Origin of the sequence: Streptomyces sp. NPDC007808, assembly GCF_042868655.1 — a bacterium.
Lineage (GTDB): Bacteria > Actinomycetota > Actinomycetes > Streptomycetales > Streptomycetaceae > Streptomyces.
In genome coordinates this window covers 1,035,497-1,048,496 of sequence record NZ_JBIAEQ010000001.1, presented here as the reverse complement: position 1 = coordinate 1,048,496, position 13,000 = coordinate 1,035,497, and the positions used below count along the sequence as shown (strand labels likewise).

The window sequence follows — 13,000 nt, the reverse complement described above, 5'->3', positions numbered from 1 at the left end:
GGGCCCCTGCGACGGCCCTCTCATGCCCGGGGCCCGGACCGGCTGACCGGTCCGGGCCCCTTGGCGACACCCCGGTGTCGGGCGCCGCTCCCGGGTGTCGTCACCGTCAGCCGGTACGTCGCCTCGTGCGCATGAGCAGGAGGAACCCGGCGATCAGCAGGACCGCTCCGGCGGCGGCGGGCCACAGCTTGGCACCCGTCTCGGCGAGGCTGCCGCCGGAGGTCTGGGCCTGCGCCGCGGACCCGCCGATGGAGTCGTCGCCGCCCGCGGGAGGCGCGGTCTGCGCCGGAGTGCCGATGGCTTCGGCGTCGTCGTTCGCCGAGCCGCCCGGAGCCGACCCGGTGGACGGCGGGGTGCCCTCGGCCTTGGGTGCCACCGTGCTCGACAGGGTGGGCTCGTCGTCCTTCGCCGGGCCGGTCGCCGGCGCCTGCGGCTCGGGCTCGCCGGTCTCGGGCTCCTGCGTCGCGGGCTTCTCGGTCGCCGGTGCCCCGGTCGGCTGGTCGCCCTTGCCGCCGTCGACGTCTCCGTCGCCCTTGCCAGCGTCGGCGTCTTCGTCGCCCTTCCCGTCACCGGGCTTCGGGTCGTCGTTGTCCGCCGGCGGCGTGCCCGCGGGCTGCGTCGGCCGGGGCTCCTCGGTCGGCTCCTCCTCAGCCGGGTCCTCGCCGCCGTCACCGGCGCCCGCACCGCAGGTGCGACCCTCGTTGATGCAGTCGACCATCTGCTTCATCAGGTCCTCGTCGAAGACGTTGATGAAGTCGCCGTGGTCCGTCACCGGCTTGTGCAGCTGCTCGGGGAAGGAGTCCACCGCGAACAGCGGGGTCGTGCGGCCGCCGTCCTGGAGGCTGGGCGCGTCGACGTCGTACACGATCCGCTGCACCAGCTGCGGGATGGCCTGGAAGCCGTTGGGGCAGCTGCCGTCGGCCGCGGCGAACGCCACATGGGTGCGGTGGTTGGCGCTGTCGATGTTCTGGCCGTCCCAGCAGCTCTGGAACTTGAACGAGCGCACCACGTCGCTGCCCTGCGGGCACAGCGGGTACTTGTCCTTCAGCTGCCGGTCCTCGAAGCCGGTGCAGCTCCAGGAGGCGTTGGCGTTGCCGGGGCCGTTCACGAACGCCTTGGCGTCACCGGTGATGATGCGCAGCAGCCGGGGCATCTCGGTGACCTTGCCGCGCGGGCTGCCCACGAACGTCAGCGTCACGTCCTTGGGCGTGACGATCTCACCGGCGTTGCCCTCGATGCCGCCACCGGGCTTGTTGGCGTCCTGTTCCTGCGTTCCGTTCTGCAGGCGCAGCACGGGCCAGTAGTACGTGGACTTGTCGCCCTGGTCGACACAGGTCGTCTCGGCGTTCGCGAGGTCCTCGTCGCTGGCGAAGGCGTCGTTGGACTGGTTGCCGATGTAGTCGTGGAAGTGGTGGGCGCCGTTGGAGACGCCCGGGGCCACGATCACGTTGTCCGAGTTGAACAGCCCGTTGTCGTTGACGCCGCAGCTGGTGGCGAAGGTGCCGCGGGAGGCGCCCTTCTGGAGGGCCGGCGCGGACACGTTCGGCTGGACGGACTTGATGTCCACGTAGTCCGCGGCGACGGGGCCGTTGCCGGCCTGACCGCCGTTTCCGGGCTGTCCCCCGTTGTCCGGCTGCCCGCCGGCCTGTTCGGCGCCGCCCTGGTCGGCGCCTTCCTGGTTCTCGGCGCCCGCGTCCTGGCCGTTGCCCGCGTCGCCGTTGTCGTCGTCGGCCGCGCGCAGCGTGCACGGGGCGAGGGACTCAAGGCCTTGCGGCCGGTCCCCCACGCGGTCGATGGCGATGGCGACGCGCTCGATCGTCGCCGTGCGCTTGTCCTTCAGCGGCGTCATGATCGCGCTGTCGGCGAAGCCCTCGTCCTGCTGGACGGCCTGCGCCGACTTCTGCAGTCGCTGGTAGGCCTCGGCGATCTGCTGGTCGAGCAGGGCGAGTTCCTTGGCGACGTCCTCCGTCGCACCCTCCGGAACCGCGGTCAGCCGAGCGCCCACGTCCGGGCAGTCGATGGTGCCGGCCGGCCCGGATCGGGTCTGGACGGGTTCCCCGCCGCCGTCCTCGGTGGCCGAGGCATAGACGTTGGCCGCGACCAGGCCGCCGCCGCCCAACATCAGCGCGACCGCTGCAAAGGTCGCGCGCCGTGCGCCTGTGGGGCGTCTTCGCGTGCTGCGTCCCAAGGAAGTACTCCTACGCCTCGTGGTCGGTCAGGGCATGAAAATCCCCTGGCCCTATACGGACGCGGGCACCTCCGTGTTCAAAGGCATCACGGATTCACAGAAATCTTTCATGAACAGGGCGAACGCACCGTCGTCGCACGGGAGTCGTGACCGGTCAGCCCATCAGGCCGGCCGCCAGCGTGGCTCCGAGCTCCCAGCACGCCTCGGTGTCGGCCTTGCCGGGTTCGCCCGTCACGGTCACCGGTTTCGCCGCGCGGCGCCAGCCCAGACCCGTCGTGATGGAGTCGATCGCCCGTACCGCTCCCGTCACATCGCTGCCGCCGTGGACGTAGTAGCCGAAGGGGCGGCCTTGCGTCGCGTCCAGGCACGGGTAGTAGATCTGGTCGAAGAAGTGCTTGAGCGCGCCGGACACGTAGCCGAGGTTCGCCGGGGTGCCGAGAAGGTAGGCGTCGGCGTCGAGCACGTCGGACGCCGTGGCCGACAGCGCGGGACGCCGGACGACCTGGACGTCCTCGATCTCGGGCGCGGTGGCTCCGGAGACGACGGCTTCGAGCATGGCCTGGCAGTTGGGTGAGGGCGTGTGATGCACGATCAGCAAAGTGGGCACACCCGCACCCTGCCGTCGTGCCCGTCCACGACGCAACCCGCCGCTCGGGGTGTGGTCCTCAACGCTCAGGGGCGGCGGACGTGACCTTGTCGATCGCCGCGGACAGATGCTCCTGCATCTCGTCGGGCAGCGGACCGCCCTTGACCGCGGTGACCAGCTCGCCGGCCAGGCAGTGCAGTTTGGTGTTGGTGTTCTGCGAGGCCGAGACCAGCACGGTCCAGGCCTCGTCGGAGTTCAGCCGGAACGAGGCCATCAGGATGCCCCGGGCCAGGTCGATGGTCGGCCGGGTCTGCATGGCCCGCCGCAGCTGGGCGACTTCCATGCGCAGTCCCTCGGCGACCTCCGCGTCCTGGGGGTGCGGGTCCCAGGCGCACTCCCCGTCCGGGCCGGAGCCGGCGAACAGAGTCCGTGTCCCGGTCAGGGCGAGCAGCCGGTCGACCACCGTACCGGCGGAGTGGACGGTGACCGTCTTGGCCTGCTTCAGGGCCTGCCGGCGCAGGGTGAGCAGGATGTTGAGCATGGAGCAGTCACAGAAGGAGACGTCCGCCAGATCCAGGTGGACACCGCGGGCCGAGCGGCTCAACGCTTCACGCAGGACGCTTCCCAGCCGCTCACTGTTGTCGAGGTCGAGTTCCCCGCGCACCTTCACCACGGCCCGGTCGCCGTCGAGGTGGAAGGTGGTGACCAGCGGGCACGGCGCGCTCACCGCTGGTGGGAGGTCGGTGTCCACCCGGTCGGCGGCGGCCTCCGCGGCGTGTGCAACGGACGTGAGCTCCGGCATGACCGCCTCTCCCTCAGATGCTCCCCGTCTCCGTCATCAGACTGAACCCGAACCGCGGGACACGTCAACAGATACATGAAATGCCGTGCGTGTTTTTGTATACGTGAAAACTGAGTCGTAGTCTTGGGGCATGGACGGAGTCCCTGAGCCGCACACCGGATGGACGTTCCTCACCAACCATGCCCGCGTGCTGGCGTCGATCGCCGACAACCCCAACGTCCGCATTCGCAGCATCGCCGCGCACTGCCGGCTCACCGAACGAGCCGTCCAGAAAATCATCGCCGACCTGGAGCGGGACGGCTATCTGAGCCACACCCGCGAGGGACGTACCAACACCTACCGCATCGACCCCGGCAAGGTGTTGCGTCACCCGGCCGAAGCCGGCCTGAAGGTGGCCGAGCTGCTCTCTTTGCTGGTCCAGGCCGAGGCGGACCGCAACACCCCACCGCAGCAGGTGGGGGCCGCGCGTGCGCCGACACCGGTGGACGGCGGGTGAGGCGAGCGGGCGGCGGTGCGGGACAGCAGGCCCCGCCGGCGCTCCACGCGCCGTGCGGGCTCAGCTCAGTACACGCAGCGCCCCGGGCAGCACTCTGACCGTGACCGGAAGGGTCGCCTCGACCTCACCGTCGGCGCCGTAGGGCACCTCGCGGTCGGCCTCGATGCGGATCTCCCTGCCCCGCAGGATGCTCACCTGGGGGCGGTGCACATGGGCGCCCGTCCTGAGGTCGTTCATCAGGGCGAAGAAGAGCCGGCGCGGAGCCTCGCGGATCATCACCACGTCCAGCAGGCCGTCGTCCACCCTGGCGTCGGGCGCGATGAGGCGGCCGGAGCCGTAGTAGCCGGAGTTGGCCGCGACGACCGTGTAGCCGGTGTGCGGGTGTTCCACGCCGTCGACGGTGACCCGGTAACGGGCGGCGCGCCAGGTGGTGACGGCCCGCAGGCCGCCGGCGTAGTAGGAGGCGGCACCGCGCAGCAGGTTGGCGTTGTTGGCGTGGCGGTTGGCGAGCGCGTCCACGCCCGCGTACACGCTGCCGAGGACCACCGTGCGGGGGTGCACGGCCGACTCGACCTCGATGGTGTCGACCTCGCGGGGTTCGTGGTGGAGCAGGACCTGTGCGAGGGCGGTCGGGTCGGCGGGGAGGTCCAGCGCCCGCGCGAAGTCGTTGCCGCGGCCGGCCGGGACGAGACCGAGCACGGCGTCGGTGCCGCTGAGGGCCCCGCCGACACCGCCGGCCATCCCGTCGCCGCCGACCGCGAGCACCACCCGGCCGCGCTCTCCGGCCTCCCGGGCGAGTTCCCGGGCGTGTTCCAGGCTGCGGCTGTACTCGGTCTCCAGGTCGGCCCCGGCCTCCCGCAGCGGCCGGGCCACGGTCAGCAGCGCGGCAGCTGAGGCGGATCCGCCCGCCGTGGGGTTGACGATGGCGGTGAACTGTCGCATCGCAGTGCCTTTCGGGCCGAGGGAAGGATGCTGCCGGAGGCGGGGTGGGTGTGGTGGGGCAGGCTACGAGGGGGTTCTCTGTGGCCCGGGTCGGGGTGCCCAGGGCGGCTCAGGGGGCTCGGGGGGCCCGGTGGGGGTCCTCAGTCGAGGGGCAGGAGGACGCCGGGGTTGAGCAGGCCCGTCGGGTCGAGTCGGTGCTTCACGGCGCGCAGCGCCTCGATGCCCAGGGGGCCCGCCTCGCGGACGTACCAGTCCCGGTGGTCGGTGCCCACGCCGTGATGGTGGCTGATGGTGCCGCCCGCGGCGAGGATCGCCTCGTTGGCGGCGTGCTTGGCGCGCTCCCAGTGCGGCACCGGGTCGTCGCCCTGGGCGCAGACGACGGTGAAGTACAGCGAGGCGCCGTTCTCGTAGACGTGGGAGATGTGGCACATGACCAGGGGCGGTGTGCCCGCCTCGGTGAGCGTGCCGGTGAGCGCGTCGCGGACGGAGGCGTACAGCTCGGGCACCCGTGACCAGAACGTCGCCGTCTCCAGCGTCTCGGCGAACGCCCCGGCGTCCAGCAGGGAGTCGCGCAGGTAGGGAGCCGAGTAGCGGCCGTGCGCCCAGCGTTGTCCCGGTTCCTCGCCGAGGGGGGTTCCGCCGCACTCGCGCAGGACGGCGGCGGCCCGCTCCCTGCGGTACGCGGTGTCCTCGTCGGTGCCCTCGTAGCCGGCGATCGCCGTGCAGCCCGCGGACCGGAGCCCCGCTCCGTCGCCGCCGATGGCGTCGGGCTGGGCGAGGCCGATGAGCGTCTCGGTCTCGTCGGACAGCCGCAGCACCGTAGGGCGCGGCCCGTCCTGGGCGAGACGGCGCAGTGCGGCGGCGCCCTCCTCGAAGGAGGCGAACCGCCAGCCCTCGTACACGCGGGTGTCGGGGACGGGCCGGATCCGCACCGTGACGGACGTGATGACGCCGAACGCGCCTTCGGAGCCGAGCAGGAGCTGGCGCAGGTCGGGTCCGGCCGCCGAGCGTGGTGCGCGGCCCGTGTCGATGGTGCCCTCGGGCGTGGCGAGGGTGAGGCCGAGGACCATCTCGTCGAAGCGGCCGTAGCCGGCGGACGCCTGGCCGCTGGAGCGGGTCGCGGCGAAGCCACCGATGGTGGCCCACTCGTAGGACTGCGGGAAGTGGCCGAGGGTGAAGCCGTGTTCGGCCAGCAGTGCCTCGGCCCGGGGCGCGCGCAGTCCCGGTTGCAGGGTGGCGGTGCGCGAGACCGGGTCGAGAGCGAGCAGTTGGTCCATGCGGCGCAGGTCCAGGGCGACGAATGAGTCGCGCCGGGCGGGGGCGAGACCGCCCACGACGGAGGTGCCGCCGCCGAACGGGACGACGGGCAGGCCGTGTTCGGCGCAGGCGCGCAGCACGGCGAGCACCTCGTCGTGGTCGGCGGGGAGCACCACGGCCGCGGGGATGTCGTCGACCTCGCCGTCACGGATGCGCAGCAGGTCGGGGGTGGACTTGCCGCGGGTGTGGCGGACCCGGGTCTCCGGGTCGGTGCGGACGTGTTCCGCGCCGCCGACGGCCGCGGACAGCGCCTCGCGCGCGGCCGGTTCGAGCCGCGGGTCGGCCACGGCGATGTCCTCCAGGGCGACGGGTCCGGCGGTGCGCGGCTTGACGCCGAGCAGGTCGCGCAGCAGCCCGGTCACGGTCTCGGGCAGCGGGGCCGCCTTGGCCGGGTCGCCCCAGCCGCTCCACAGCATGTCCATGACTGTCGTCCTCACCGGTCGATTCGGGCGATGCCGTGTCCGGACGGCCTCGCAGGCGTTACACTGTGACACATGACGCCTATTCGTCACAACCACTCGGACGGCGACGCCGTGCTCGACGCGGTACGCGACTGCGTCCTGGCCGTCGGTGTCCGCCGCACGACGCTGACCGACGTGGCCCGCCGCGCGGGTGTCTCCCGCATGACGCTGTACCGGCGCTGGCCCGATGTGCGCTCACTGGTCGGCGACCTGATGACCCGGGAGTGGGTCGCGGTGGCCACCGCGGCCATGCCCGAGCGGCGCGCCGGCGTGGACACCCGCGGCCTGATCGTCGAGGGGCTGGTGGCCGGGGCGAGGTCCTTCCGCGCCCATCCGCTCTTCCGGAAGATCGTGGACGTCGATCCGGAACTGCTCCTCCCCTACGTCCTCGACCGCCGCGGTGCGAGCCAGGAGGCCCTCCTCGCCCTGCTCGCCGACGCCCTGCGCGAGGGGCACGCCGACGGATCGGTGCGCGCCGGCCATGTCGACAGGCAGGCACGGGCCCTGCTGCTGATCGTGCAGTCCTTCACGCTGTCCCTGCGCACCATGACCGACGAGGACGACGCCGAGCTGAGCGGCGAGGCGTTCCTCGCGGAGCTGCGCGGCATCCTGGAGAGGACCCTGACGCCATGAGCCCCACCCCTTCAGCACCGGCCCCCGGATCGTCGCTCTGCGCCGCCCGGCGCTCGCGTGAACTGGCCGAGTCCGTCGGTGGTCCCGCCGTGGACGTCCTGGTCGTCGGGCTCGGCGCGACCGGCGCCGGGGTGGCCCTGGACGCCGCGGCCCGCGGGCTGTCCGTCGTCGCCGTCGACGCCCACGACCTGGCGTTCGGGACCTCCCGCTTCAGCAGCAAGCTCATCCACGGCGGACTGCGCTATCTCGCCTCGGCGCAACTCGACGTGGCCCACGAGAGCGCCGTCGAACGCGGGGTGCTGATGGAGCGCACGGCCCCCCATCTCGTACGGGCCCAGCCCTTCGTGCTGCCGCTGACGCCCTTGGTCTCCCGCGGGCAGTCGGCCCTGGCGTGGGCCGGCTTCCGGGCCGGCGACACCCTGCGCCTCGCGGCCCGCACGGCGCGCGCCACCCTGCCGGCCCCGCGCCGCCTCTCCACGGTGGAGACCCGGCACCTGGCTCCGGGCCTGCGCACCCAAGGGCTGCGCGGCGGCCTGCTGTCCTGGGACGGCCGCCTCACCGACGACGCCCGGCTGGTGACCGCGATCGCCCGCACCGCCGCCGCCCGCGGAGCACGGATCCTGACCCGGGTCAGGGCCCTGCGGCTGACCGGGACCGGCGCCCACGTCCGCGACGAACTCACCGGCGAGGAGGGTGAGATCAGGGCGCGGGCGGTGATCAACGCCTCCGGCGTCTGGGCCGGCGGCCTGGTGGACGGCATCCGGATCCGGCCCTCGCGCGGCACCCACCTCGTCCTGCGCTCCGACCACCTCGGCCCGCTGCCGGCCGGGCTGCACGTGCCGGTCCCCGGGGAGACCAACCGCTTCGTCCTCGTCCTGCCCCAGGGCGACGGCCGGGTCTACGTCGGGCTCACCGACGAGCCCGTCGAGGGCGACATCCCCGACGTCCCCGAGGTGCCCGAGACGGACATCGGCTTCCTGCTCGACGTCCTCGGCTCCGTCCTGGACGCCCCCGTCCGACGCGACGACGTCGTCGGGGCGTTCGCCGGACTGCGCCCCCTGCTCGACACCGCACCGGCCGACGGGTCCGGCGCTTCCCCCAGGACCGCCGACATCTCCCGTCGGCACGCGGTCCTCACCTCGCCGGAGGGCGTGATCACCGTGGTCGGCGGCAAGCTGACCACCTACCGGCGCATGGCCGAGGACGCGGTGGACGCCGCCGTCACCGCCCGCCGGCTCACCGCCGGCCCCTCCCCCACGGCCTCCCTCCCCCTGGTCGGCGCGGCGTCACCCGCCGCGCTCGGGGCCGTCCGGGCGCCCCGCCGCCTGGTCCAGCGCTACGGCGTCGAGGCAGCGGCCGTCCAGGAACTCGCCGCGCGGGATCCCCGGCTGGGCGAACCGGTCCTGCCCGGCCATCCCGTGACCGCCGCCGAACTGCTGTGGGCCGTACGGCACGAAGGCGCCCTGGACGAGGCCGACGTGCTCGACCGGCGTACCCGCATCGGGCTGGTGCCGGCCGACCGCGAGGCGGCGGTGGGTGCGGCGCGGGAGGTGCTCGGGGAGGCGTGGGCACCGCGGGGGTGACTGCGCACGGGATCCGCGCGTCAGGCGTCGGTGCGCCGCAACCGCCACACGTGGTCGTCGCGGTGCCCCTGCGCGCCCTCGGGTGACACGCTCGCCCGGCGCACCGTGTCCAGCGTCTCCAGGCTCCACTGCGGCTTCGGCAGCGCGAGTTCGTCCAGGACGCTGTGCTGCGTCGGGAACGTCGCCTCGAAGGGCGGCTCGGTCTGCCAGGACGGCCAGTCGGCGTGCAGGACGATCAGCAGTGTGCCGCCCACCGCGACCGCGGCCGCGGCCTGCCGCAGGACGCGCTGCTGGTCCAGCGGGACCGGCGACTGCAGATACTGCACGTTCACGAGGTCGTAGGAGCCTTCGGGGAACGACTCGCCCAGTACGTGCCGTTCCCAGGCCGTACGCTCGCCGACGCCGGCCTCGGCGGCGTGCCGGGCGGCGCGTTCCAGGGCCGTGTACGAGATGTCGGCGCCGGTGACCCGCCAGCCCCGCGAGGCGAGCCACACCGCGTCGGCGCCCTCTCCGCATCCGAGGTCGAGGGCGGTGCCCGGGGCGAGGTCGCCGGCCTCGCGTACCAGCAGCGCGTTGGGGCGACCGCTCCAGAGGCGCCCGCCGTCCCGGTAGCGGGTTTCCCAGAAGTCGGCCGCCTTCAGGGCGGAGCTCTCGGTCATGTGATGCCTCCCGGATGCTGGGGGTCGTGGGAAGGTTCGGGCGGGTGCGGGGCCGCGCGGTCCATGCTCAAGAGCCTGCGAGCGAGACCCGCTTGAGGCAATCAACCTTGCCGTTTCGGCAAACAGCTGGTGGCGTGGGACCACGGTCCTACGACCTCGGAGCCGGTCCCCCTGGGCCTGCGGTCCGATCCGCGCCGCCCCGGCACACGGCTAGCGTCACAGCCATGCGTATAGGACTTCTCGGCACCGGAAATGTCGCACGAGCACTGGCCCAGGGCTGGAGTGCCGCGGGGCACGACGTGCTCCTCGGCTCGCGCCGTCCGAAGGAGCGGACGGACCTCGAATTCCCCGTGGCAGGTCTGCGGGAGACGGCGGACCACGCGGAGGTACTGGTCAACGCCACGCCGGGCACCGTCTCGGTCGAGCTGTTGCGCTCCATCGGAGCCCCGGCGCTGGCCGGCACACTGCTGATCGACGTCGGGGTGGGTCTCTCCGACGACTACGCCGAGCTCTCCCACCCCAACAGCAGCCTGGGCGAACAGATCCAGGAGGCGTTTCCGTCGACCCCCGTCGTCAAGACGCTGTGCACGATGGACTCCACCGTGATGATCGCCCCGCAGCGTCTCGACGGTCCCAGCACCGTCTTCCTCTCCGGTGACGACCCGGACGCCAAGCGGACCACCGGCCGGCTCCTCACCGACCTCGGCTGGCCCCCGTCGTCCCAGCTGGACATCGGCGGCATCACCACCGCGCGGGGGCAGGAGCACTTCGCGCTGCTCTTCATGGGGATCGCGGGCGGGCTGGGCGGCCACACGTTCAACATCAGGGTGGTGACCCCCTAGGTCGGACACGACCTGGGCCGGACACAACCTGGCGGCTGCCGGGGGTGGTGGCCGCGGCCCGTCGTGAGGTCAGGCCTCCAGCCAGAAGCCCGCGCGGGTCCGCCAGAGGTCGAGCAGGCCCTCGTCCCCCTGTGTCTCGACGGCCGGCGCGGGTCGCCGGTAGCAGTACAGGAGCAGGTCCTTCACCGGGCCCCGGACGGTTGCGCCGGCGGGCGCCTCGTCCGTGGCCGGACGCCAGGCGGGGCGCTCGCCGGTGAGGTCGACGAGCCAGTTCCCGGCGTCGGTCGCGTGGAAGCGGAGGGTGCGGCCCGGGGCGAGCAGGTCGGGCAGGTCCGGTCGGGGCTCGTGGGCCTCGGGGAAGGTCGAGTACTCCAGCCACTCCTCGACCGCGTCGACGGCGAGATCGGTCTCCACAGCGAAGTGCGCACCGGTCGCTTCGGCCGCGTCGGCTCGGTGGACGACGGTCTCGTGCGTCATGCGGCGGGCCCAGAACGCCACCGCGGCGGGCCGGTCCACGGAAGGGTTCCACGCCTGCGCGCCCGGGCCCGCGGCGCGCAGGGTGACGCTGAGGGCCTTGGCTCCTTCGACGAGCCAGGGCACCAGGAACGACTCGTCCTCGTGCGGGTGGGCGGGTACGTCGTCCACCAGGCCGCCGGGGACCGGCCCGGTGGCCCGGGTCCGCACGACCTCCTCGGACCAGCGGTGGTCGCCGCCCACGTGCCGCAGCAGCCGGCCGAGGTCCCAGCCGGGGCAGGAGCGCACCGGGGCGGTCAGGTCCGCGCCCCGCACATGGGCCGTGAGCAGCTCGGTCTGGGAGACGATCTCGTCGCAGTAGCGCTCGAAGGTCAGCGAGGTCATCGCCTCATGATGCCGCAGACGCGGGGCCCGCTTGTCAGTGGTCTCGGATACTGTGTGCCGCCTGAGCAAGATCAGGGAAATGGGATCAGGGTGGGGAGTGAGCGATGCCGATGGGGGCGGGTCGGGCACGGCGCGCAGTGGCCCAGGCCGCTTTGCTGGTCGTGGTGCTGACGGGCTGTTCGGGGACGGCCGAGGACGAGGCGAAGCCGTCGGGCAGCGCTTCCAAGGCGACCGAGGAGGCCGCCGGCGGCGGTACGGCGGTGAAGAGCGGCGGCACCATCGGCGCCGCCGGATCGGCCTGCGAGCTTCCGGTCGCCTTCGACATCGCCGAGCACTGGGAGGCGGAGGCCGTGGACGCCGGGAAGGCGAAGGAGAAGGCGGCCGGCGACGGCTCAGCCGATCCCGGGGAGGGCGAGTTGGCCCAGGAGATCGCCGACGCGCTGCTGCGTCAGGGACCGGTCACGGCGGCCTGCGAGGTCGACGCCAAGCCGGCGGGCAACATAGGTTTCCTGCGCGTCTGGACGGGCGAGCGGGGTGACGACGACGCCCGCGCCGTCCTGAAGGCCTTCGTCGCCGCGGAGGACAACACCAGCAAGGCCGAGTACAGCTCGTTCGAGGCGGGCGGCCTCGCCGGCGCCGAGGTGAGGTACCTCCACACGAGCGAGCTCCTGGAGGAGACGAAGGAAGAGGCCGCCGTGGCCGTCGTCACCGAGCGGGGTCCGGTCGTCATACACCTCGGCGGGATGGACACCGAGGAGCACCGGGCGATGCTGCCGGCGTACGAACTGGCCAAGCGGACCCTGCGCGCCGTCTGAGCCGAGGTTCGGGCGGATCCTGGCTACGCGGGGCCGGTGAGGAACCGGTCGAGTGCCGTCGTCAGCTCGGCCGGCTTCTCCACGGGCAGTTCGTGGCCGGCGTCCAGGATGCGGATCACCGCGTCCGGATAGGCCTTGGCCATGCGCAGCATCTGGGCGACGGGCAGCTGGATGTCGTGGTAGCCGTGCACCATCAGGGTGGGCGTACGGATGTCGCCGACCTTGTCCAGGACGTCGAAGGCTCGCATGGCGCCGTAGAGCGTCATGACGACTTCCCGGGGGGTGTCGGCCGAGGCGCGGATGTACTCGCGGATCTCCTCGCGGGGGTAGCCGGGCGCGAAGGCACGCTGGATGTTGGCGGCGACGAACAGTTTGAAGGGGGCCAGCGTCGAGGCGGCCATCAGCAGGGCGCGGCCCCGGTTGTAGGCCATCCTGCCGATGGAGTTCACCAGCACCATGCGCTCGACCCGCTCCGGGTGGGCGAGCGCGACGGTCTGGGCGATCATGCCGCCCATCGAGTGGCCGATGATCACGAACCGCTCGATCCCCAGGTGGTCGAGCAGGGTGAGGACGTCTCTTGCCAGGTCGTCGATCGCCCGCGCTCCCGACCCCGTGCTCTCGCCGTGCCCGCGCAGGTCGAGGCGGACGACCCGCCGCTGCTCGCCGAAGTGCGCCATCTGGTGGTCCCAGCGGTGCCGGTTCGCCGTCCAGCCGTGGACGAACACCAGGGGCACACCCCCGCCGTCGCGGGGGCCCTCGTCGTCGTACGTCAGCGTGGCGCCGTCGACTTCGAGCTGCGGCATGAGGGGCCTCCTGGG

The 13,000-nt window shown here is 72.8% G+C and carries 13 protein-coding genes; 5 read left to right on the top strand and 8 right to left on the bottom strand.

Annotated features, from left to right (window positions below; all coding sequences use genetic code 11):
• Window positions 1-106: 106 nt before the first annotated feature.
• The 3 genes from ACFYNL_RS04550 to ACFYNL_RS04540 form a co-directional block, all read right to left on the bottom strand.
• On the bottom strand, window positions 107-2,122 hold the full coding sequence (locus ACFYNL_RS04550; protein WP_388797317.1) for a DUF1996 domain-containing protein: 2,016 nt from the start codon (window positions 2,120-2,122) through the stop codon (window positions 107-109).
• 220 nt (window positions 2,123-2,342) lie between these two features.
• A complete protein-coding gene (locus tag ACFYNL_RS04545; RefSeq protein WP_388796279.1) occupies window positions 2,343-2,795 on the bottom strand; it encodes a flavodoxin family protein in 453 nt (150 codons plus the stop codon).
• A gap of 58 nt (window positions 2,796-2,853) precedes the next feature.
• Window positions 2,854-3,576: an ANTAR domain-containing protein gene (locus ACFYNL_RS04540; RefSeq protein WP_388796276.1), complete on the bottom strand. Its 723-nt coding sequence runs from the start codon at window positions 3,574-3,576 to the stop codon at window positions 2,854-2,856.
• Between the two features lie 130 nt (window positions 3,577-3,706).
• Between ACFYNL_RS04540 and ACFYNL_RS04535 the strand changes: the two genes are divergently transcribed.
• Window positions 3,707-4,072, top strand: coding sequence for a helix-turn-helix transcriptional regulator (locus ACFYNL_RS04535; RefSeq protein WP_388796273.1), 366 nt, complete (start codon window positions 3,707-3,709; stop codon window positions 4,070-4,072).
• Window positions 4,073-4,132: 60 nt separating this feature from the next.
• Here the strand turns inward: ACFYNL_RS04535 and ACFYNL_RS04530 are convergent, their stop codons facing one another.
• Window positions 4,133-5,014: a YegS/Rv2252/BmrU family lipid kinase gene (locus ACFYNL_RS04530; protein ID WP_388796270.1), complete on the bottom strand. Its 882-nt coding sequence runs from the start codon at window positions 5,012-5,014 to the stop codon at window positions 4,133-4,135.
• A 140-nt stretch (window positions 5,015-5,154) separates the two neighbouring features.
• A complete protein-coding gene (locus ACFYNL_RS04525) occupies window positions 5,155-6,753 on the bottom strand; it encodes an FAD-binding oxidoreductase (protein WP_388796268.1) in 1,599 nt (532 codons plus the stop codon).
• Window positions 6,754-6,825: 72 nt separating this feature from the next.
• Here ACFYNL_RS04525 and ACFYNL_RS04520 point away from each other — a divergent pair, with 72 nt between their 5' ends.
• Together ACFYNL_RS04520 and ACFYNL_RS04515 are read left to right on the top strand one after the other, a co-directional pair.
• Entirely contained in the window at window positions 6,826-7,425 is a 600-nt protein-coding gene (locus tag ACFYNL_RS04520) for a TetR/AcrR family transcriptional regulator (RefSeq protein ID WP_388796266.1), read from the top strand.
• Window positions 7,422-9,008, top strand: a complete 1,587-nt coding sequence (locus ACFYNL_RS04515) for a glycerol-3-phosphate dehydrogenase/oxidase (protein WP_388796263.1) — start codon at window positions 7,422-7,424, stop codon at window positions 9,006-9,008. The genes ACFYNL_RS04520 and ACFYNL_RS04515 overlap by 4 nt, the downstream gene beginning before the upstream one ends.
• 20 nt (window positions 9,009-9,028) lie before the next feature.
• Here ACFYNL_RS04515 and ACFYNL_RS04510 read toward each other — a convergent pair whose 3' ends face one another.
• Window positions 9,029-9,667 (bottom strand): class I SAM-dependent methyltransferase, encoded by a 639-nt coding sequence (locus ACFYNL_RS04510; protein WP_388796260.1) that lies wholly within the window; start codon window positions 9,665-9,667, stop codon window positions 9,029-9,031.
• Window positions 9,668-9,891: 224 nt separating this feature from the next.
• On the opposite strand from ACFYNL_RS04510, the gene ACFYNL_RS04505 reads away from it, so the two are divergent.
• On the top strand, window positions 9,892-10,509 hold the full coding sequence (locus tag ACFYNL_RS04505; RefSeq protein ID WP_388796257.1) for an NADPH-dependent F420 reductase: 618 nt from the start codon (window positions 9,892-9,894) through the stop codon (window positions 10,507-10,509).
• Window positions 10,510-10,578: 69 nt separating this feature from the next.
• Here ACFYNL_RS04505 and ACFYNL_RS04500 read toward each other — a convergent pair whose 3' ends face one another.
• The gene (locus ACFYNL_RS04500) at window positions 10,579-11,367 is read right to left on the bottom strand and encodes a maleylpyruvate isomerase family mycothiol-dependent enzyme (protein WP_388796254.1); all 789 of its coding nucleotides are present in this window, start codon (window positions 11,365-11,367) and stop codon (window positions 10,579-10,581) included.
• Between the two features lie 104 nt (window positions 11,368-11,471).
• On the opposite strand from ACFYNL_RS04500, the gene ACFYNL_RS04495 reads away from it, so the two are divergent.
• Window positions 11,472-12,182, top strand: coding sequence for a lipoprotein (locus ACFYNL_RS04495; protein ID WP_388796252.1), 711 nt, complete (start codon window positions 11,472-11,474; stop codon window positions 12,180-12,182).
• A gap of 23 nt (window positions 12,183-12,205) precedes the next feature.
• Here ACFYNL_RS04495 and ACFYNL_RS04490 read toward each other — a convergent pair whose 3' ends face one another.
• On the bottom strand, window positions 12,206-12,985 hold the full coding sequence (locus ACFYNL_RS04490) for an alpha/beta fold hydrolase (RefSeq protein ID WP_388796249.1): 780 nt from the start codon (window positions 12,983-12,985) through the stop codon (window positions 12,206-12,208).
• Window positions 12,986-13,000 lie beyond the last annotated feature (15 nt).

What these genes read in the sequence shown, in the direction of transcription:
- ACFYNL_RS04505 (WP_388796257.1), top strand. Translation starts at nt 9,892, where the DNA reads ATGCGTATAGGACTTCTCGGCACCGGAAATGTCGCACGAGCACTGGCC.
- ACFYNL_RS04530 (WP_388796270.1), bottom strand. Translation starts at nt 5,014, where the DNA reads ATGCGACAGTTCACCGCCATCGTCAACCCCACGGCGGGCGGATCCGCC.
- ACFYNL_RS04540 (WP_388796276.1), bottom strand. Translation starts at nt 3,576, where the DNA reads ATGCCGGAGCTCACGTCCGTTGCACACGCCGCGGAGGCCGCCGCCGAC.
- ACFYNL_RS04515 (WP_388796263.1), top strand. Translation starts at nt 7,422, where the DNA reads ATGAGCCCCACCCCTTCAGCACCGGCCCCCGGATCGTCGCTCTGCGCC.
- ACFYNL_RS04495 (WP_388796252.1), top strand. Translation starts at nt 11,472, where the DNA reads ATGCCGATGGGGGCGGGTCGGGCACGGCGCGCAGTGGCCCAGGCCGCT.
- ACFYNL_RS04520 (WP_388796266.1), top strand. Translation starts at nt 6,826, where the DNA reads ATGACGCCTATTCGTCACAACCACTCGGACGGCGACGCCGTGCTCGAC.
- ACFYNL_RS04500 (WP_388796254.1), bottom strand. Translation starts at nt 11,367, where the DNA reads ATGACCTCGCTGACCTTCGAGCGCTACTGCGACGAGATCGTCTCCCAG.
- ACFYNL_RS04550 (WP_388797317.1), bottom strand. Translation starts at nt 2,122, where the DNA reads ATGTTGGGCGGCGGCGGCCTGGTCGCGGCCAACGTCTATGCCTCGGCC.
- ACFYNL_RS04510 (WP_388796260.1), bottom strand. Translation starts at nt 9,667, where the DNA reads ATGACCGAGAGCTCCGCCCTGAAGGCGGCCGACTTCTGGGAAACCCGC.
- ACFYNL_RS04490 (WP_388796249.1), bottom strand. Translation starts at nt 12,985, where the DNA reads ATGCCGCAGCTCGAAGTCGACGGCGCCACGCTGACGTACGACGACGAG.
- ACFYNL_RS04525 (WP_388796268.1), bottom strand. Translation starts at nt 6,753, where the DNA reads ATGGACATGCTGTGGAGCGGCTGGGGCGACCCGGCCAAGGCGGCCCCG.
- ACFYNL_RS04535 (WP_388796273.1), top strand. Translation starts at nt 3,707, where the DNA reads ATGGACGGAGTCCCTGAGCCGCACACCGGATGGACGTTCCTCACCAAC.